This window comes from Stakelama sediminis, assembly GCF_014199335.1.
In the GTDB taxonomy this organism is placed as follows: domain Bacteria; phylum Pseudomonadota; class Alphaproteobacteria; order Sphingomonadales; family Sphingomonadaceae; genus Sphingomonas; species Sphingomonas sediminis.
Map to the genome: position 1 here is coordinate 207,615 of NZ_JACIJI010000003.1, position 18,605 is coordinate 226,219.

Below are 18,605 nucleotides of genomic sequence, written 5' to 3' on the forward strand. Positions count from 1 at the left end.
CTCCTCACTGTCGGGGCGATGGTTTCAGGGGATGGTTGCACCTGCCAGATGGGCGGCATACAGCGCCGCGCCATAGGCCGGGGAATGGCGCGGCTCGACAAAGTCATAACGTCCCCTGTCCCCCAGACGCGCCTCCAGCCGCCCGCGCACCGAGGCGTCATTGGCCAGCACGCCGCCCGACCAGGACAGCGGCACCGCTTCTGCGGAGTCGAACCCCAGTGTTTCGCGCAATGCCCGTGCCATTGCGGCAAGTTCGTCCGCAGCCCGTTCATGGATATCGATGGCGACCGCATCGCCGGCGGCAACCGCCTGCGCAACGACGGGCGCGAGCCCCGCAATCCCGTCGCGCTGCAACCCCTGCTCGCCCATTACCTGCGCGCAGATGTCCAGATCATCGACCAGATCGAATCGCTGACGAAAGACTTCATGCAGCGGCCCTCTGGGCAACCGTCCGTCGCTCATCCGGCTGAAGGCGTTCAGCCCCTGAACTGCAATCCAGTAGGCGGATCCTTCATCACTGAACAATTCGCCCCAGCCGCCGACGCGGGCGGCTTTGCCCTGCCGTTCGCCATAGCCGATCGAACCGGTCCCGGCGACAAGGTTGATCCCGTCGGCACAGGCCAGCGATCCCGCCCAGCCGCAAATCATGTCGTTGCCGCACCGATAGCGGCCGTGACCCAGCAAGCGGCCGCATTGCGCCGCGAGTTGCGGATCGATCGCCGCGTCCTCTCCGAATGCGGGCAATCCGCAGAACACAAAGGCAAGGTCGCCCGGATCGGTATCGAGCTGGGCGCAAATGCCCGCAATGCCCGCTTCCAGCGCCCGCACTGCGCCGTCCAGCCCGACCTGCAAGTGATAGGTCGTGCCTTCAATCTGTCTCGCCGCGACTTTCCCAGCCGCATCGATACAAACAAATTCCGTCTTGGTACCGCCGCCGTCGACGCCAAGGAACCAGCGCGAACCCTTCATGACTGAGAACTGTGAATACGCACGCCCTGTACCACACGATTGACCGTCCCGGTCGCGTTTGGCGTGTCCGGGGTCAGGCCCAGATTGAACGACGCCTGCAAGGCAAAAAGCTGTGCGGGAACGATATAGGGGAACAGCAGATCGACATCGCCCGTATCGGCAAGTCCGGAAACGCTGATCGTATCCTTTCCCTCATCCTGCGCGGACACCGCCAGAACGGTCCCGGCCACACCATCGGCGCGCAATTCATCGATCATGTCGCGATCATAGGCACGGGTGAGCGGGTCGTTCGAGACGAAAACGACAATCAGCGTTTCGGCATTGACCACCGTCTTTGGCCCATGCCGGAAACCGAGGGTAGAATCGAACAGGGTGACGACCCTGCCGTCAGTGAGTTCAAGCAGCTTGAGTGCAGCTTCCCGCGCCAGTCCCCGAAACGGACCGCTACCCAGATATACCACACGGGAAAAGCTGCGTGCGGCCAAAGCCGCCATTGGCTGCTCGACCTCCGCCGTCATCTGCGCGACAGCATCCGCAATCGCCCGGACTCGCTCCGCAAACGCCTCGATGCCCGAAAAAGCTGCCAGTGCCGTCAGCATCATTGCCGAAAAACTGGACGTCATTGCAAAGGCCCGGTCATGGGTCGCTTCGGGCAGCACAATGACATGAGCGTCATCGCCCCGCCGCCCGGCCAGTGCCCCGTCGGCATTGCAGGTGATGATAAGGTGCTGCCTGTCCGTTACCCGCGCATCGACCAGTTCGACCGCCGCCACACTTTCCGGGCTGTTGCCCGAACGGCCGAACGACACGAGCAGCGTCGGCGTGTCGGCTTCCAGATAGAGATCGGGGGCGCTGACGATATCGGTGGTTGCGACCGCTTCGACACGACGCCCGGTACGCCGCGCCAGCGACATGGCAAGGCATTCGCCGATAAAGGCCGAGGTACCCGCGCCCGCCAGAATAATGCGCAAATCCGGCTTTGCCAGCAACGGGGCAAGAAATGCTTCAATGGGCTGGCGCTGCTGCATCAGCAGCGCATATGTCCCGCGCAGGGTTTCCGGCTGTTGCAGGATTTCGCGGCGCGTCCAGGTTTCGGCATCATCCGCTGATGCTTTGGCCGCCGAAAGAAGATCAGACATGGGGGTGGCAGGCTCCGTAATAGGCGTCGAGCGTGGCGGAAATATGCGCAATCGTCATATCTGCCGGGTCAAGCGTGACGCGCCCCGCGCGGTGCGCGGCAAAAACATTGGGAAGATACTGGCTGACCAGCGGTAGCGGCGGCACTCGTTCACGCAGGTTCGCGAACAGCTTTTCCTGCGCGGCGGCAATCTGCGGATCGGGCCAGTAATAACGGATGCGGTCGCTGAAACTGTATTGAAGCTGGAAATCGAGACCGGCCCCGGTGCCGTGATAATATTTCGACCAGTTGCCCGGCTCAGCATGCATCCGTTCCAGCGTCACGGCACGAAGGCCGCTGCGCTTTGCTTCGGGCACCGTCTCCCGCTCGATGGCATCAAGCGCCCATAACGCCTCACGCAAGGCAAAGGTGACGCCCGGCCCGACCTTCAGGATCGCAAAATGGTCACGTACAAGCGCGGCAAGCGCGGCAGGCGTCTGGTAATCGGTCGAATGCGCTTCATAAACAATGTGGTCGACAGGCTCAATCGCAGCGCTGAGGGCGGCCGCCTTTTCGGGGAGATAATCGACCACCTTGTCATGATCGAATTCGACACCCGGCTGAACCACCGTTGCGATCACCCTGTCCCATGCTCCGGACAGGCCCTGACTGACGAATAACTCCCGATGCATGCCGAGCGTTGCCAGCGCCGCTTCCGGCGTCGTGACAGTCAGTTCGTCCAGATCTTCGGCAGCGCCGCCGGGAACCGGCACCTCAGTTCCGATAATATAGGCCGGGGCATATTCCGGGCCGCCATCATAGGCCGCTTCCGCCGCCCGGCACAGCCGCGCCGCCCGCTCGGCAATGACGGCTTCGGCAAGCGGCACCGGATCGTCGGCACAGCTCATCGAGCAGTCGAGATGGATTTTTCCGAAACCGGCGGCGACATAGGCGCCCACCATGATCTCCGCCTTAGCCATCGCTTCCTCGGCAGAAAGCTTTGTCCATGCATTAGGACCGAGATGGTCACCGCCCAGCACCAGACGCGCATGCGGAAAGCCGATCCGGTCCGCAATCGCCCATACGAAATCACGATAAGCAGCCGGGTCCATGCCCGTATAGCCGCCATCCTGATTCACCTGATTGGACGTCGCCTCGATCAGAACAATCTGCGCGTCCTGGGCAAGCGCATGCCGTAAGGTTGCCTCTATGACCAGCGGGTGTGCCGTACAGACCGATGGGATGCCGACGCTCTCACCTGATTTATGCCGGGCGATGAGGTCGCGAATTGCTTTCATGCCTACTCCTTGAATTCCCTTTCTCGATACCGCGAAAGGAAATGAAACGCAACAAAACGATGTATAATGAAATTTATATCGTGCTGGGTTCAAGTTCCGATTCGGCCGTCTCGTCAGCAGCGTCAGGTTCGATCGCGAGCAGTACCGAGGCGGCAAGCGCCAGCAACAAGCCGACGACCTTCAACATTCCCGGCATCACGCCCAGCGCGATCAGGGAGATGATCGCGGTGGCAAGCGGGGCACCGGCGTTGCTGAGCGGTGCAACGATGATCGCCTTTCCGTATCGAAATGCGAATACGAGGGTTAGCGCACCGATGGCGTTAAGTACCTGAATTCCGGCAGCGAGGGCGGGGCCGTCCCAGCCCCAGTTGATCGGTTGCGACCGGTCGGTCAGCACCCAGGCGACCGGGACCAGCAGCAGTCCGGCGATCATCATGTAGAAGAAGATGCCTTCCGCCGACATATAGTTGTTGGCCGACTTCATGAAATAGGCCTGCACTCCCCAGCACAGCATCACGATCAATGCGAGGAAGAACCATATCGCTCCGCTCGTCGAACCTCCGTCCGCCGGAGAATAGTTGAAGATGGGCAGGGCGATCAGCGCCAGCACGATACCGACGATGCCCAGCTTTCCGGTACGCTCCCCCAGAAAGGCGAAGGACATGACAATCGTCACCAGCGGCGACAGCGATATGATCGGAAAGATCAGATAGGCGGGCCCCCGCGTGACGGCGTAAAACAGCACCATCTGCCCCCCCGCGCCGAGCAGCCCGACCGCCATGCCGTATGCGATCGCGCGTGGGCTGCGGTCCAGTCTGCCGCCGCCGATGCGCAGAGCAATAAATGCCGGTGGAATCATCGTCAGCGCCCAGACGCAGTACACCAGCGTTTCGGGGAAACCATGTTCGGGCGACAGGCTGGAGAACGCGCCCCAGAATCCCCACAGCACGACGGTAATCAGGGCATTGAGCAGCCACGCCCGCCCGGAAGGTGATGGAACAGCGTTCATGCCGCCCCTCCTGCAGGCATGGCTTCGATCATGACGGCATGGGTGAAGGTCAGATGGACCGTATTACGGCCGGCAGTCACCGTACCTAGTTGCTCGCCGGTGAAGCTGTTGGTCAGCCTGTACGTGCCTTTCCCCAGTCCTCTCAGTTCGACCGGCCCGTCCCATTTTTTGGCATAAAAGGCATAGTGCATTGCGCCACCGGCGGCGACGGCATGCCCTTCCGGTTTGTCAAAGCCGATATCGTAGAGTTCTCCGCGATATTGCCCCCTGGCAAGCATGTTCTTGCGGTAGAGCTCGATCCACTTTCGCCAGAGCTTTTCTTTTTCCGGCGTCAGTACGAAGCCGCCGGGCGGCAGCTTGTCTGTCGGCTTGTCGGTATCTTTGGGCCAGGTAAATTTGGTCGCCGGAATCGCCCCGATGCCATAGGTCGAGGCGAAATCGTCGCCGCCATCGCTCAGTTCGACATGATCGCCGGTATAGGGTGCCGACGCCCCCATCATCGCCTTGAACGTCTTGCCCTTCAGACGGACCTGCCAGGACGATTCCGGATCGGAAGCCGGTGTATTGTTGATCGCCGGAATATTGAAAAAGGCGAAAGAGTCGCCGCACGGGCAAATCTCGACATTGGCGTCGGGGTTGATCGCAATCGCCGTGTCGTAAATCGCCTTCCAGAAATCCTGCAGCTTTTCCACCGACTCCTCAGGCCGGGCATGGTTATGCGCCGGATTGAAACAGGGCGCGACACCGTTCAGATCCTGTCCGTCGAGCTTGAGGCCCTCAAAGCCCCAGTCGCCGATGATTCGCTGCACAACCTTTTTGAAATAATCGACCGTCGGCGCATATGCCGGGCACAGCGTAAAACTATTCCACCAGGTGACATTCTGCGCGGCCCCGCTGGCGTCCAGCAACAACATATCACGATGATCGCGCATCAGGTCACTGTCGGGTGCTGCAGAAAGCGGTGAAACCCAGAGTTTAGGCCGCATTTTCGATGCCTTGATCCGGTCGGCAAACGCCTTCATCCCGGCATTGCCGTCGGGAAATTTCGCGGTATCGGCTACCCAGTCGCCAACCGCCTTTTGCCAGCCGTCGTCGAGCACCGCCCAGTCGCACCCGACCGCCTTCGCCTTGTCGAGCGTTCCATAAACCTGATCGAGCGTAAAATTACGCTCATATCCCCAGGCGCACCAGATCGGTTCATAGCTTGATTCAGGCACCGGCGGCGCGACAAGCCCCCGCTCGGCCATGATCTGCCGATAGGTATCGAGCGGGACGAAATGATCGCCGCGATGCGCCATGATAAAGGTTTCCGGCAAGCGCGTTGTTTCGCCGGGGTCGAGCAGGATCGGCCGGTCGCCCTCCAGCGCGATACGCGTCCCACCTGGCTGCGATGCGACCGGAAGCGCGATCAGCTTCGGAACCGTTTCAACATGGCCGACGGCCAGCCCGACATCGGGGCGCCATACCACCGAAACCGGTGTCCCGCTGCCATAATCCGATCCGTTCATGCCCATATAGTTGCGCTGCTGGAAGTCCGCCGTGACCGGCTGAACCCAGTCCCGGCGATCCGGGTGCGACGATCCGGCAAAGGTCCATGCCCCTGCGGGATGCGCGAGCAGTTTATGCGCAGCGGACCACCACGCCGCGATGACCAGCGGGGACGTACCGACATTGCGATAGCGTACCGTCATCGTCGCGGCACCGGGAAAGTCGTCGCGAAATACGATATCCAGGGTTTTTTCCAACCGGCCGTCGGCTACGCCGCGCAACCGGCATCGTTTGCCCTTGTGACCTCCCTTGAGCGGAGCAATCGAATGGTCGAGCAGCAGGAAACGGTCGAGAACCGCACCGTCTTCCAGCCGCACGCCCTCCCCTGCCTCCAGCACGGAAATCGGCGTGCCGTCGCGATGCACGGTTGAATATAACGCACCGTCGAACGCGATCGCCAGCACACCATCTGTCGCCGTTACCAGCGGTTTTTGCGAAGCCCATACGCGCCGCGGCGCGGCGGTTCCCACAATTGTTGCCGCCGATCCCGCCAGCAACGCGGACAAGGTGGTCCGCCGCGTATATCCGTTGCCATCCATATCGAATTCCATGCTCATCGGCGCCTTCGCACCTCCATCATTCGGCAACCAGATGCTTGCACAGACGCGTAAGTGAAATCAAACGAAAACAATTTCCCAGAGAAGCTTTATTTCGGACAGGCGCTCAAATCAGTCCGGCTCAGCAGCGGATAAACCCCTCAATAATTTCTATAATCATATGTAATATAACAACATTCTATCAAGCACCTTACGAATCAGGCGTATAGTTGCGTGGACTGCAACAAGACAATCGGCGTCACAACCCTGCAAAAAAGGGGTTGCTTCAATGCAAAAGAAAATACACATTGAAAGAAAGTGAAATTTAATTACGGGATTTATAGGGGGACATATGGCCTTTCGCACGTATCGCACGACCACCAGTATGTTAGCCGTCGCTCTGGCCATGACCTCCACCGTCGCGATGGCGCAAACCCAGCAGAGTCAGCCCGCAAAATCGTCAGACACACAACCTACGGGCACGTCCGATACCGCCCTCGCCGATCAGGCAAGCAAGGATATCGTGATCGTCGGCATTCGGGGCAGTCTGGACAAATCGGTTCAGGTCAAACGCGATGCCGCAGTTGTGCTCGATTCGGTCAATGCAACCGAACTTGGCCGCTTCCCGGACAGCGACGTAGCCGACTCGCTGCAGCACATCACCGGCATCACCATCAACCGCACCACCGGCGGTGAAGGCCAGTATGTCAGCGTCCGCGGGCTGGGCTCACAATATAATATCACCACTCTGAACGGCCGGATCCTCGCGACCGACGATGACGGACGCGACTTTGCTTTCGATATCTTGCCTGCGGATGTGATTTCAGGCGCTGACGTACTCAAATCGCCCCAGGCTTCTGCGGTTGAAGGCAGCATCGGCGGCACGGTCAATCTGCGTTCCGCCCGCCCCTTCGACCATCCCGGTTTCCACATGGCGTTGCGCGCCGAGGGCAATTACAATGACATGTCCGAATATGGCGGCTTCAAGGTTTCGGGCTTTGTCAGCAAGACCAATGCGGCGGAAACGCTCGGCCTGCTCGTTGGGGTCGTTTATTCGGACGAGAAATTCCGTACCGACGCCCTGAACTATTCGACATGGGATCCCGACAATCCCGGCGTATGGCCGCCTGCACCGACCGACTCTTCCGACCCGCCCGCCAATGCGCAAGCGGTAAACGGTCTTTGCTGCATTCAGTTCGGCTCGGTCGTGGATCGTAAAAAGCGATTTGCGGTTACCAGTACGCTGGAATGGAAACCCACCGATACGCTGCATGTGACGGTCGACGGGATGTACACCAAGCTCACCGATCCGCAGGTTGCGTATAACCAGTCCTATTATCCCGACTTCACCTATGACGCCAACGGCCTGCCCGAATGGTCCGACGTGACGGTGAAGAACGGATTCATTACCCAGTTCACCGCTAATAATTTCGATCCGGAAATCGTGAATCAGACCATTCACCGGGTCGTCGACACTTATCTGGTCGGCCTCAATGCCGACTGGGAGGCAAGTTCGAACCTGACGCTGCGCACCGACATCTATCGCTCGCACGCCAACCGCCCGGAAGGCGGCACCGATACCTTCCTGACGGCCGGGCTGGTGTCCCCGACACCCTATAACCAGAATATCATGCACTTTTCGGCCAATCCCAACGAAATGCCGAATATCAGCGTCACGTTGCCGGACGGCACCGATTACGCCACGGCATTGGCATCAGGACAGCTCGACAATCAGAGTCTGTGGAGCACGCACTATGACGGCCTGTCGGGCGACACGATCACCGACACCGTGACGGGGGCAAAACTCGATGCCACCTACAGTGTCGATAACAGCTTCCTGAAACATATCGACGCCGGCTTCAGCTATCAGAAACGCTCCAAGTCCCGGCGGGATATCAGCAATGACTGGACGAACGGATCGAACCAGTACAGCACGCTGTACAACACCATGCCCGGCCAGCCGGGACCGATTACCTTTGCCACCATGGGGCAGAACGTAATCTCGACGTTCAACTTCCCCAACTATTTCGCAGGCGCCGGCGGCAGTTTCCCGACCACGCAGGTACTCATCAATGCTCAGGCGCTTCTCGATGGCCTGAAATCGCTCGACGGTACGCCGAACTATACCTCCGGCGAGGGCGTCTATAACTTTGCGGACACCCTGCCGCAGTTCAATCCGACCAATTCCTATGCCGTGACCGAAGAAACGTTTGCCGGCTATATCGAGGCGAGTTTTGGCGGACCGCACTGGAGCGGCAATATCGGCGTACGGCTGGTACACACCAACACCACCGCCAAAACGGCCGTCAACAAGATCATTTCGGTGACCGTGGCCGATACCGCCAACCCGACCAGCGCCGGGATCACCGAATATTCGGATGCCACCCCGCTGGTTGCACATGGCAATTATACCATCCCCCTGCCGGCGGCGAATGTGAATTTCGGCCTGACCGATAATCTGCATCTGCGGCTTGCCGTCGCGCAGACCATGGCCCGGCCCAACCTCAATCAGTTTGCACCGACCGAAACCGACGACACCAGTGACCAGAATTATGTCGTCTATTATGACGGCAATGCCGATCTGAAACCGATCAAGGCATGGCAAGCCGATGCTTCACTGGAATGGTATTATCACCGTAACGACATGGTTTCCGTCGCCATATTCGGAAAGAAACTGCGCGGCGATATCACCACGATCGAACGCAACAATGTTGATATCGGTGCAGTCGGCTGTTTTAACGGCAATCCCTGCCAGCCCCTGCTGTTCAGCGTTGTCGAACCGATCAACGGCGACACGTCCAAAATCTACGGCATCGAACTGAGCTGGCAACATATGCTGAACAACGGATTCGGTATCCGTGCCCAGTTCACCCACACCTGGAGCCACGCATCCGTCGACGGTGTAGATGTCGGAAGCGTCGCAGGCGTTTCCCCGACCACTTTCTCGATCAATCCCTTTTATGAACACGGGCCGGTGTCGCTCAGTGTTTCCTGGGACCATTCCAGCTCCTTCACCTATTCCAACTACACGGAGATCGATGGCGTCCCGGCAATCGCCAAGGCATATGACTGGGTCACGGCGACGGCATCCTATGACATCACCAAACGCATCAAGGTCTATGTCGAAGGACGGAACCTGACCAATTCGATCGTGCGCACCTATCTGAACGGCGACCCCAATATTATCTGGGCCTCGGGTGCCGTGGGTACCAGCAGCAGCGTCGGGGCGGGATATACCGCTTATGGCCGGACCTATACGGCGGGCATCCGTTTCGGATTCTGACGCCCCCGAAGAACTGCCGCTCCCGATCGTCCGCCGGGAGCGGCAGTCCGATAAACTGACTAGGGTCATGGCCCTAGGAAAACTTGGGAAAACCCCTGCTTCTCAGGCGATACGAATGTCGCACCCCTGTTTACGTGCCTGATCCAGACTCTCTTCGGGCGCCTGGGTATCGGTGATCAGGACGTCGATCTCATCCATGCCCATGATACGGTGCAGACAGGTGCGGCCGAACTTGCTGCCGTCGGTTACGGCGATGACCTGACGGGCGGCACGCACCATCTTTCGATTGAGCATCGCTTCCGCTTCAAAATGTGTGGTGACACCGCGCTGAAGGTCGATTCCATCCACCCCCAGAAACAGCCGGTCGACCTGAAGGCTATCAAGCGCATCTTCGGTCTGCCCCCCATAAAAGGCCATATTCTTCCGCCGCAAACGACCACCCAGCAGGACGATCTCGATATGCTGCTTCTTCATCAGTTGTGAAAGAATACCCGCGTCATTGGTCAGGGCGATGATGTCCGGCTCATCCGGCAGGAACGGCACGATCTGAGCTGTGGTAGTCCCGGAATCGAGAATGATCGCATCGCCGGGCTGTACCATGGAAGCGGCAAGACGACCGATCCGTTCCTTTTCGGACATGTGCAGCCCACGCTTCTTGTCGACAGGCGCCTCTTCGACGACGCCGATCACATCAGCGGCAACCGCACCGCCATAGCAGCGAACCGAAATCCCCTTTTCCGCCAGAAATGCCAGATCCTTGCGGATCGTCTGCGTCGAAACACCGAATTGCTCCGACAGGGAGAGCACCTGCACACTCCCCTGATCGTGCAGCATCGCGATGATCTTCTGCCGCCTGTTGCTCGTATCCCGCATCTGTCCGGTCATAGGGTGCTGCTTAGCGCAGAAGCCGTTGATGCTCCACAAATTATATCGGTATCATTTTCATTTTGTTGGAACCGAAACTTCTTACAATTTACGTCTCACGCCTGCCCCCGTCATCCGGAAGGCTGCCCTTGCAAGGGTTCGGTCGCGTAGCTGGGGCGCAAGGTTCCGCCGGTGCTCCAGACAATTTACGGTACAGTTGCAATGAGGGAATGCGCGGCAATGCGTCAGCGTTGGCCCGCACGCGTCCTCTTCGACAGGCTGTACGTTCAGGATTGCGGCGCGTTGCCGTCCGGATACTTGCGGGTCAGCGCGACCGCTTTGGTCAGTTGCTCATAATTCATCGCACCGGGCACCAGATACGGTCCGATCAGCAGCGCCGGGGTGCCGGTCAGGCCCATCATCATCGCCTCCTGCCGCGTGGAATCGAGCAGCGCGTCGATTTCCTTCGCATGCACCTTCAGATCGCGTTGCAGCCGCGCCCAGTTGACGCCTGCCTTGTCGGCGGCCTGACGAATCTTTTTCGAATTGAGCTTGCCCGGAACAGTCATAAGCGCAGCATGAAAGGCCGCATGTTTGCCCTGCCAGTTGGATGCGATCGCCGCGTGGGCCGCCTCCACCGAAGCATCGCCGAAAATCGGCAGGTCGCGATAGACGATACGTACCTTTTTGTCGCTGGCACGCAGCTTTGCCAGCGCCGGATACATTTTCCGGCAATAAGGGCATTGATAATCGAAATATTCGACAATCGTGACGTCATAGCCTTTCGGCGCATATTTGGGCGCTAGAGGGTTATCGGTAATCCGTTTGCGAGCCGCAGCCGCTTTTGCCGCATTAGCAGCCGTCTGTGCGGCATTATTCGTGGCGGACTGACCGGCCGGCGAGTCGGCACAGGCCGTTTGGGTCAGCAGGAGCGGCACCAGCAGCAGGGCGAACAGCAATGTCAGGCGCGAACCCGAAAATAATGGCAGAGAAAAATGCTTCATGAAGACTCCTTGAGCAAAGCCGCCGTCCCGGCCTGAAGCGCAGCGCGGGAAATCTCCCCCATATGGCGCTTCACGATCATGCCGTCGGCGTTGATGAACACGGTGGTTGGGAATGCCTGCGCGTGCAGAGCGCTGCTCGTCGCGCCCCGTTCGTCGATCAGGACATGGCTGTTGTCGATGCCGTTTTCGGTCAGGAAAGTTCGTACTTTTTCGGGCAACTCGCCCTGATCGATCAGCAGGATCGGTACTGCGGAAGTTTTTGCCTCGTGCGCAAGCATGGGCAGTTCACGGCGACAGGGCGGACACCAGGTCGCCCAGAGATTGAGGATCACCGGTTTACCGTGCAGCGTCTTGAGATCGACGGTGCCACCGCTCAGCCGCGTCAGTGCGGGTATGGCGGGAAGCGGCTCGGCGGCGGGGCGCAGTTGCGGTGCTATCCCGACCCATAGCAACGCGACGACCACCAGACCGGCCGCGGCACCGCCACCGACCCGGTTCAGCCCGAGCATCAGAACCAGCACCGCCGCCGCCGCGATCAGACCCGGAATAAGCGCGAATCCACCCTGCCAAACGGCAAAGACCGACAGCCAGTCAGCCGAGAAAGCCTGATAATATTGAACGACATAGCCGATACGCGCGACCGCCAGCCCGACCAGCAACGCTGCCCATGCCGCCGGTCGGCTGTTGCGGCCCGCTCGCTTCCCGACCACAACGACCAGAGTGACGAACAGCCACAGGACGACAAGCGCGACCAGACGGTCGAGTGCGAATGCAAAGGGGCCGATATGCAGGACGCCGGACATTGATAGTGCCTTTCTCTGTCTGGCTTAAGGGCAGCTTAGCCGTGCTTAAGCCGGGAATAAGGAGCCGCCGTCATCCACGGAAACGGAGGCGGTCATGCGTATTCTGGTAGTGGAAGATGACGATGTACTGCGCGACGGGCTTGCGGTTGGGCTGCATCTGGAAGGCATAACGGTCGATGCCGTAGCCGGGTGCGAGGATGCAAACGCGGCGACGGCGACTGCGCAATATGCGGTGATCGTACTCGATATCGCCCTGCCGGACGGGTCCGGAATCGATCTGTTACGTGAATGGCGCCGCAGCGGCCTGACGACACCGGTGCTGCTGCTGACCGCCCGCAACCTGGTGGACGACCGGATTGCCGGGCTTGATGCCGGTGCCGACGACTATCTGGGCAAGCCGTTCGACCTGAGCGAACTAGCGGCGCGGGTGCGGGCGTTGGGACGCCGCGTAACGGGTAATCCCGACACCGTCCTGACGCTCGGACCCGTCGAACTCGACCGCAGCCGCCGCAGTGTCCGCCTGAACGGTGAACCGGTCCCGCTGTCGCGCCGCGAATTCGCGGTCCTGTGCGTGTTGGCGGAACATCCCGGCCATATCCTGTCGCGTTCCCGGATCGAGGATCATATCTATGGTTGGCAGGAGGAAGTGGGCAGCAACGCGATCGAGGTGCATATCCACAATCTGCGCGCCAAGCTGGGCCGCGACGCCATCGAGACAGTACGCGGCGAAGGCTATCGGATGGCATGGGCATGACCTCGCTCCGCATGCGGCTGTTCCTGCTGATCGTGGCCGCAACGGCTCTGGTCTGGTCGGCGGCGGCGGTCTGGACGACGATCAGTACGCGCAACGAAATCGAGCATGTGCTCGACAACCGCCTTCGCGAAGCCGCGCATATGGTCGCATCGCTCGGTTCTTCGGAAATCAGGGCACCGCGCCCGAAGCTGCTGCCGGGCAGCGTTTCGGAGAGCTATCAGCGGCAACTTGCCTGCCAGATATGGTCGCTGAACGGCCAGTTGGTCAGCCGGTCCGCCGATGCCCCCGCCGCAACGATGGGAACGAACCGCACCGGCTTTTCGGAACGACAGATCAACGGCACCGGCTGGCGCGTCTATACCTATATCGTTCCGGATACCGGACTGAAGGTGATGGTCGGCGATGCGGTGGCGATGCGCGAACGGCTGATCACCGATATGCTTGCCGGGCTGATCGCCCCTGCGCTGGTCGGACTGGCCGCGCTGGCTGTCCTGTTGTGGCTCGGCATCGAGCGGGGACTGGCGCCCTTGCGGCGCGTGGCGCATCAGCTTGAACGCCGCAGCGCCGAAGACCTGTCGCAGCTCGACAGCGATCCCGTTCCCGACGAACTGCGTGTGGTGACACAGGCCATCAACGGACTCTTCACCCGACTGGAAGCAGTGCGCGAAAGTGAGCGCCACTTTCTCGCGAGCGCCGCGCACGAGCTGCAGACACCGCTTGCCGGGCTGAAAACTCAGGCTGAAATCGCACGTCGCAGCGACGATACCGAGATGCGCGCCCGCGCGCTGAGCCAGATGCAGCGTGCGATCGATCGCACGACCCGACTCGTGCGGCAATTGCTCGATCTCGCTCGGCAGGAATCCGGCCCGGACGCTGCCGCTGCTTCCCCATTGTCGGTGCAGGCGGTCGCCGCGTCGGTGGCGGAAGAACTGCACCCGCTGCTTGTCCGGCATACGGTCACGCTGTCGCTCGACCCGTCAATTGCAGAGCGGACGGTTGCGATCGAAGAGGCGGTGCTGCGCGTGACGCTGCGCAATCTGATCGAGAATGCCGTTCTGTATGGCCCCAGTCCCGGTCGCGTGACCGTGCGCATGGATGGCGACACGCTGCGCATTGAGGATGAGGGCGATGGCATGACGCCGGACCAGCTCGCCACCCTGCGCCAGCGCTTCGTTCGTGGGAGCGGACAACGCGCGACCGGCAGCGGGCTTGGTCTGTCGATCGTCGATGCAGCCCTGCACCGGGCAGGCCTTTACCTCAATTTCGAAGCGACGGAGCCACACGGCTGGGCGGCGGTGATCCGGCTGACTCCGTTCGATCGGGCGTAAAACTGCCAAGCCCGTCATCGGTACCGCAAAGCCGGTCCCAGAAGCGGAAATACAGCCCGTAGTTACAGCCATAGCGCTGATGGTGACGCTGATGATGGCTGGCAGTGATCAGCCAGCTGCCTAGAGGCCCGCGCACCATGAAGCGGGGAAACATCTCCCACCCCATATGGTTGGTGACGCCCATCACCGTCATGATCGTCAGCACCACCGCCAATGCAGCGAGATGAATGGGAATGAGGAAAACCAGAGCCGGGATGACCACCGCGCCGGTAAGCGCCTCGATAGGATGAAAGCTCATCGCCGCCCAGGCGGTCGGCGGGCGGCTGGCATGATGGACGGCATGGGCAAGCCGGAACCAGCGCGGCACGTGCATCCAGCGATGCGTCCAGTAAAACCAGCTGTCGTGCGCGATCAGATAGAGCAGCACCGACACCGGCAGATACCAGAGCGGCCATGCGTGCACATCGGTATAAATCCGCGTCCAGCCCCGGTTCTGCCAGCCCCATGCAACGATCCCGGCGGGCACGCCGTAAATCGCGGCGGATGCCAGCGACCAGAAAATCTCGCGACCGATCTGCCGGTCCAGTCCGACATACAGCCCCGGCTGTCGAATGCGCGTGGCGAGTGCGAAACCGCCGCTCGACAGCAGATAGCGCACTCCGACGATCACCGTCATCGCCAGCGCGGAAAGCAGGATGGCCAGCAACACGCTCATTCGGTGACTATGGCAAATTGCGACGCTGTAGGACAGCGGTACCGGACAAGACTCACTCAGTCGGCCTTCGGCCAGTCCTTCACATGCACATCGCGCTGCGGGAACGGGATTTCGATATCATTGTCCTTGAACAGATACCAAAGCCGGTTGAGCACGTCGGAACGGACATTGCCGACGCCGCCTTCGGGATCGTTGATCCACACCAGCACTTCATGGTCGACCGAACTGTCGCCGTAACCCGCCAGCCAGACATTGGGCTTCGGATTCTTCAGTACGCGCGGCGAATCGCCTGCCGCCTGTAACATCAGCTCCTGCGCCAGCTTCAGGTCGCTGTTATAGGAGACGCCGACCGGAATGCGCACGCGTACATTGCGGTTCGAATAGGACCAGTTCTCCACCTCCTGAGTCATCAGATTCTCGTTCGGGATCAGATGCTCCTTGCCGTCGCGGGTGACGACCGACACCGCGCGCACGCCGATCTTGTTCACCCAGCCGAAGCTGTCACCGACCACGATGACGTCGCCCGGCTTGATCGAACGGTCCATCAGCAGGATGATCCCGGCGATCAGATTACCCACGGTCTTCTGCATACCGAAGCCGACCGCGAGACCGAGCGCGCCGGAGAATACCGCGAAGGTAGTGAGGTCGATCTGCAGAAAATCGATGCCGACGAAAAAGGCGACGACCAGCACCGCGATCCCCGCCAGTTTCTGCACCAGCAGCTTTTGCGCGGGATCGAAGCTTTTCGCCTTGGCCACCGAATTGGCAATGATGCGGTTGGCCAGCCGGACGGCGGCGAACAGCATCACCGCGCCCATCGCGATCATCGCTATCGACAGCAGCGACAGTCGACGCTTGCCGATCGAAAAGCCGATCGAATCGAGCAGTGCGAGGAAATTGAAATCGTTGGTCGCGTTACGGATCGTGCCCGATACCACCACCACGAACAGCACGCCCGCCACCAGCCAGGTGGCCTGACGCGGCAGGCTCAACCCCCGCAGGAGCGCGCGTGCGCAAAGCGCGACGCTGACGCCCATGGCAAGGCCGATGGCAATCGCCGACATGGCGTTCCAGACCCAGGCGTTGGCAATCAGCGCCAGCAGCAGCGCAGCCGTCGCATGGCGGGCGATCTTGTCGATGCGATCGCCGATCCCCTCGCCCGGTCCGGCGATGTGGCGTTTCCAAAGCGCCATCAGCCGGTCGCCGGTCGCTCGTCCCGCCAGCCAGCCGAGGAACAGCGCAAGCACAACGAGTGCGACCGCGATGGCCGCCTGAATCAGCTCTGCGGTGGTCGGCATGGTGATGCCACGCACCGCCAGCCAGTGGCTGGCAGCGTTCAGGGCCTGGTTCGGATACATGCCAGTGCCTGCTCCAGATCGGCGATCAGGTCGTCGGTATCCTCCAGCCCGATCTGCAACCGCACCGCCGGCCCTTCCGCTTCCCAGCGGGTCGCAGTACGGATGCGCTGCGGATCGACCGGCGTGGCGAGGCTTTCGAACCCGCCCCAGCTATAACCGATTCCGAACAGGTCCAGTGCATCGATAAACGCCGCACGGCTTTCCTCGTCGCCGCCATTGAATACGAACCCGAACAGACCCGATGCGCCCTTGAAATCGCGGTGGAAGATGTCCGAGCCGGGACAGGTGTCCAGCGCCGGATGCAGCACGCGGGCAACCTCCGGCCGGGATTGCAGCCATTGTGCGATGGTCAGCGCGCTCTTGCCATGCTGTGCCAGCCGCACCCCCATGGTGCGCAGTCCCCGCGACCCCAGCCAGGCGTCGTCCGGGCTGACCGTCTGCCCCAGCGCGAAACTGGTCGACCGCAGCGTCTGCCACAGTTCGGGCGTCGCGGTGACAGAGCCCATCATCACGTCGGAATGACCGACGACATATTTGGTGCAGGCAAGGATGGTAAGGTCGATGCCCTTTTCAATCGCCGGGAACAACAACGGCGTCGCCCAGGTATTATCGAGCAGCGTCACCAGCCCGTGCTCTTTCGCCACCGCGACAATGGCCGGGATGTCCTGTACCTCGAAGGTCAGGCTGCCGGGGCTTTCCATGAAAATGGCCCGTGTCGTATCCGAAATCAGGTCGGCAATGCCGGCGCCCACCGTCGGATCGTAAAAACGCGTGGTGATACCGAACCGCTTCAGAAAACCAGTGGCGAACCCGCGGGTGGGGTCATAGACGCTGTCGGGCAGCAGCAGTTCGTCGCCCGGCGACAGCACCGCCAGCAGTGCCGCCGAAATTGCCGCGACGCCGGACGGATAGAGAAACGTCGCCTCCGCCCCCGGCTCCAGATCGGTCAGCGCTTCGGCCAGCGCCCATTGCGTCGGCGTACCCTTGCGCCCGTAAAACAGCCGGTGATGCGTGTCGCGCGTGGCGCTATCACGCAATTGCGCGACATTGTCGTACAGGATGGTGGAGGCGCGCCAGACCGGCGGATTGACGATCCGTTGCGTCCATTCCGGCCTGCGCCCGCCCGTGACCAGCCGGGTTGCGTCACGATAATGTTTGTTGTTCCCGCCGCTCACACGGTCTCCTTTTGCTTCGGGGTTTCGGGGTCGGCACCCCATTCGGCCCAGCTTCCGTCGTACAGCGCACTGTCGCAACCCAAAAGATGCAATCCGAAATTCAGCACCGCCGCAGTGATGCCCGATCCGCAGCTCGTCACCACCGGGCGCGTCAGGTCGACCCCCGCCCCGGCAAAGGCAGCGCGCAAAGCGTCTCCGCGCTTCCATGTGCCGTCGGCATGGAACAACCGGCCATAGGGCAGGTTCAGCGCGCCGGGGATATGACCAGAGGCCATGCCGGGGCGCGGTTCGGGTTCCACACCGCTGAACCGCCCGGCGGCGCGCGCATCGAGCACCTGTTCGGCGCCGCTTTTGCAATTGGCGAGCATCTCCGCGCGAGAACGAACCGTGCCGTTGTCGGGATCGAGGATGAGATGGCGTTCGCGCGGCTCCACGCTGCCGCTTTCGACCGGTCGTCCCTCCGCCCGCCATTTTTCCAGCCCACCATCGAGGATCGCGACATCTTTCAGCCCGAAGCTGCGGCACAGCCACCATGCACGCGCCGCAGATTTCAAGGGGGAATGATCGTACAACACGATGCGGGTGCCGTCGCCCAACCCCAGCGCGCGCAAGCGGCTCGCGAATTTTTCCGGTGGTGGCCGCATCGACGGCAGCGGATCGGCATCGTCCTTCAGTTCCGCGAGATTGAGAAACACCGCGCCGGGAAGATGCACTTCGCGATATTCAGCCTCGGCATCGCGGCCATGATCGGGCAGGAAATAGCTGGCATCGGCGATCCGCAGATCACGCGCATCCAGTGCGTCCGCCAGCCATTGCGTTGTAACCAATGCGTCCATTGCCGCCT

At 61.0% G+C, this 18,605-nt stretch carries 15 protein-coding genes; 3 read left to right on the forward strand and 12 right to left on the reverse strand.

Translation table 11 applies throughout. From position 1 onward, the window contains the following. Positions 1–24: 24 nt before the first annotated feature. From FHR23_RS10500 to FHR23_RS10520, 5 genes are all read right to left on the reverse strand, one after another. Positions 25–969, reverse strand: coding sequence for an N-acetylglucosamine kinase (locus tag FHR23_RS10500; RefSeq protein WP_184003668.1), 945 nt, complete (start codon positions 967–969; stop codon positions 25–27). Next, entirely contained in the window at positions 966–2,108 is a 1,143-nt protein-coding gene (locus FHR23_RS10505; protein ID WP_184003670.1) for an SIS domain-containing protein, read from the reverse strand. Before FHR23_RS10505 ends, FHR23_RS10500 begins: the two co-directional genes overlap by 4 nt. Next, the gene (locus FHR23_RS10510) at positions 2,101–3,384 is read right to left on the reverse strand and encodes a D-tagatose-bisphosphate aldolase, class II, non-catalytic subunit (protein ID WP_184003672.1); all 1,284 of its coding nucleotides are present in this window, start codon (positions 3,382–3,384) and stop codon (positions 2,101–2,103) included. Before FHR23_RS10510 ends, FHR23_RS10505 begins: the two co-directional genes overlap by 8 nt. A gap of 73 nt (positions 3,385–3,457) precedes the next feature. Then, entirely contained in the window at positions 3,458–4,393 is a 936-nt protein-coding gene (locus FHR23_RS10515; RefSeq protein ID WP_184003674.1) for a DMT family transporter, read from the reverse strand. Further along, positions 4,390–6,498, reverse strand: a complete 2,109-nt coding sequence (locus FHR23_RS10520; RefSeq protein ID WP_246359829.1) for a glycoside hydrolase family 36 protein — start codon at positions 6,496–6,498, stop codon at positions 4,390–4,392. Before FHR23_RS10520 ends, FHR23_RS10515 begins: the two co-directional genes overlap by 4 nt. A 331-nt stretch (positions 6,499–6,829) precedes the next feature. Between FHR23_RS10520 and FHR23_RS10525 the strand changes: the two genes are divergently transcribed. After that, positions 6,830–9,760: a TonB-dependent receptor gene (locus FHR23_RS10525; RefSeq protein ID WP_184003676.1), complete on the forward strand. Its 2,931-nt coding sequence runs from the start codon at positions 6,830–6,832 to the stop codon at positions 9,758–9,760. Positions 9,761–9,862: 102 nt separating this feature from the next. Here the strand turns inward: FHR23_RS10525 and agaR are convergent, their stop codons facing one another. The 3 genes from agaR to FHR23_RS10540 form a co-directional block, all read right to left on the reverse strand. Then, positions 9,863–10,645 carry a transcriptional repressor AgaR gene (agaR, locus tag FHR23_RS10530; protein ID WP_184003678.1) on the reverse strand — a complete coding sequence of 261 codons (783 nt, stop codon included), beginning with the start codon at positions 10,643–10,645 and terminating at the stop codon, positions 9,863–9,865. Positions 10,646–10,911: 266 nt separating this feature from the next. After that, positions 10,912–11,628 (reverse strand): DsbA family protein, encoded by a 717-nt coding sequence (locus FHR23_RS10535; RefSeq protein ID WP_184003680.1) that lies wholly within the window; start codon positions 11,626–11,628, stop codon positions 10,912–10,914. After that, the gene (locus FHR23_RS10540) at positions 11,625–12,431 is read right to left on the reverse strand and encodes a TlpA disulfide reductase family protein (RefSeq protein WP_184003682.1); all 807 of its coding nucleotides are present in this window, start codon (positions 12,429–12,431) and stop codon (positions 11,625–11,627) included. Before FHR23_RS10540 ends, FHR23_RS10535 begins: the two co-directional genes overlap by 4 nt. A gap of 94 nt (positions 12,432–12,525) precedes the next feature. On the opposite strand from FHR23_RS10540, the gene FHR23_RS10545 reads away from it, so the two are divergent. Both FHR23_RS10545 and FHR23_RS10550 read left to right on the forward strand, forming a co-directional pair. Continuing rightward, a complete protein-coding gene (locus FHR23_RS10545; protein ID WP_184003684.1) occupies positions 12,526–13,185 on the forward strand; it encodes a response regulator in 660 nt (219 codons plus the stop codon). Beyond that, entirely contained in the window at positions 13,182–14,513 is a 1,332-nt protein-coding gene (locus tag FHR23_RS10550; RefSeq protein WP_184003686.1) for a histidine kinase dimerization/phospho-acceptor domain-containing protein, read from the forward strand. The genes FHR23_RS10545 and FHR23_RS10550 overlap by 4 nt, the downstream gene beginning before the upstream one ends. On the opposite strand, the gene FHR23_RS10555 is transcribed toward FHR23_RS10550, so the two are convergent. The 4 genes from FHR23_RS10555 to sseA all read right to left on the reverse strand — a co-directional run bounded on the left by FHR23_RS10555 (position 14,443) and on the right by sseA (position 18,597). Beyond that, positions 14,443–15,222 (reverse strand): sterol desaturase family protein, encoded by a 780-nt coding sequence (locus FHR23_RS10555; RefSeq protein WP_184003898.1) that lies wholly within the window; start codon positions 15,220–15,222, stop codon positions 14,443–14,445. The two genes, FHR23_RS10550 and FHR23_RS10555, sit on opposite strands and share 71 nt — an antisense overlap. A 62-nt stretch (positions 15,223–15,284) precedes the next feature. Further along, on the reverse strand, positions 15,285–16,586 hold the full coding sequence (locus FHR23_RS10560; protein ID WP_246359830.1) for a mechanosensitive ion channel family protein: 1,302 nt from the start codon (positions 16,584–16,586) through the stop codon (positions 15,285–15,287). Next, positions 16,565–17,803, reverse strand: a complete 1,239-nt coding sequence (gene metC, locus FHR23_RS10565) for a cystathionine beta-lyase (protein WP_184003688.1) — start codon at positions 17,801–17,803, stop codon at positions 16,565–16,567. The genes FHR23_RS10560 and metC overlap by 22 nt, the downstream gene beginning before the upstream one ends. Further along, positions 17,758–18,597 (reverse strand): 3-mercaptopyruvate sulfurtransferase, encoded by an 840-nt coding sequence (gene sseA / locus FHR23_RS10570; RefSeq protein WP_184003690.1) that lies wholly within the window; start codon positions 18,595–18,597, stop codon positions 17,758–17,760. The genes metC and sseA overlap by 46 nt, the downstream gene beginning before the upstream one ends. Positions 18,598–18,605 lie beyond the last annotated feature (8 nt).

Excerpts from the sequence above, each read along its gene's own strand:
- FHR23_RS10500 (WP_184003668.1), bottom strand. The coding sequence starts at position 969 with ATGAAGGGTTCGCGCTGGTTCCTTGGCGTCGACGGCGGCGGTACCAAG.
- FHR23_RS10505 (WP_184003670.1), bottom strand. The coding sequence starts at position 2,108 with ATGTCTGATCTTCTTTCGGCGGCCAAAGCATCAGCGGATGATGCCGAA.
- FHR23_RS10510 (WP_184003672.1), bottom strand. The coding sequence starts at position 3,384 with ATGAAAGCAATTCGCGACCTCATCGCCCGGCATAAATCAGGTGAGAGC.
- FHR23_RS10515 (WP_184003674.1), bottom strand. The coding sequence starts at position 4,393 with ATGAACGCTGTTCCATCACCTTCCGGGCGGGCGTGGCTGCTCAATGCC.
- FHR23_RS10520 (WP_246359829.1), bottom strand. The coding sequence starts at position 6,498 with ATGAGCATGGAATTCGATATGGATGGCAACGGATATACGCGGCGGACC.
- FHR23_RS10525 (WP_184003676.1), top strand. The coding sequence starts at position 6,830 with ATGGCCTTTCGCACGTATCGCACGACCACCAGTATGTTAGCCGTCGCT.
- agaR (WP_184003678.1), bottom strand. The coding sequence starts at position 10,645 with ATGACCGGACAGATGCGGGATACGAGCAACAGGCGGCAGAAGATCATC.
- FHR23_RS10535 (WP_184003680.1), bottom strand. The coding sequence starts at position 11,628 with ATGAAGCATTTTTCTCTGCCATTATTTTCGGGTTCGCGCCTGACATTG.
- FHR23_RS10540 (WP_184003682.1), bottom strand. The coding sequence starts at position 12,431 with ATGTCCGGCGTCCTGCATATCGGCCCCTTTGCATTCGCACTCGACCGT.
- FHR23_RS10545 (WP_184003684.1), top strand. The coding sequence starts at position 12,526 with ATGCGTATTCTGGTAGTGGAAGATGACGATGTACTGCGCGACGGGCTT.
- FHR23_RS10550 (WP_184003686.1), top strand. The coding sequence starts at position 13,182 with ATGACCTCGCTCCGCATGCGGCTGTTCCTGCTGATCGTGGCCGCAACG.
- FHR23_RS10560 (WP_246359830.1), bottom strand. The coding sequence starts at position 16,586 with ATGTATCCGAACCAGGCCCTGAACGCTGCCAGCCACTGGCTGGCGGTG.
- metC (WP_184003688.1), bottom strand. The coding sequence starts at position 17,803 with ATGGGGTGCCGACCCCGAAACCCCGAAGCAAAAGGAGACCGTGTGAGC.
- sseA (WP_184003690.1), bottom strand. The coding sequence starts at position 18,597 with ATGGACGCATTGGTTACAACGCAATGGCTGGCGGACGCACTGGATGCG.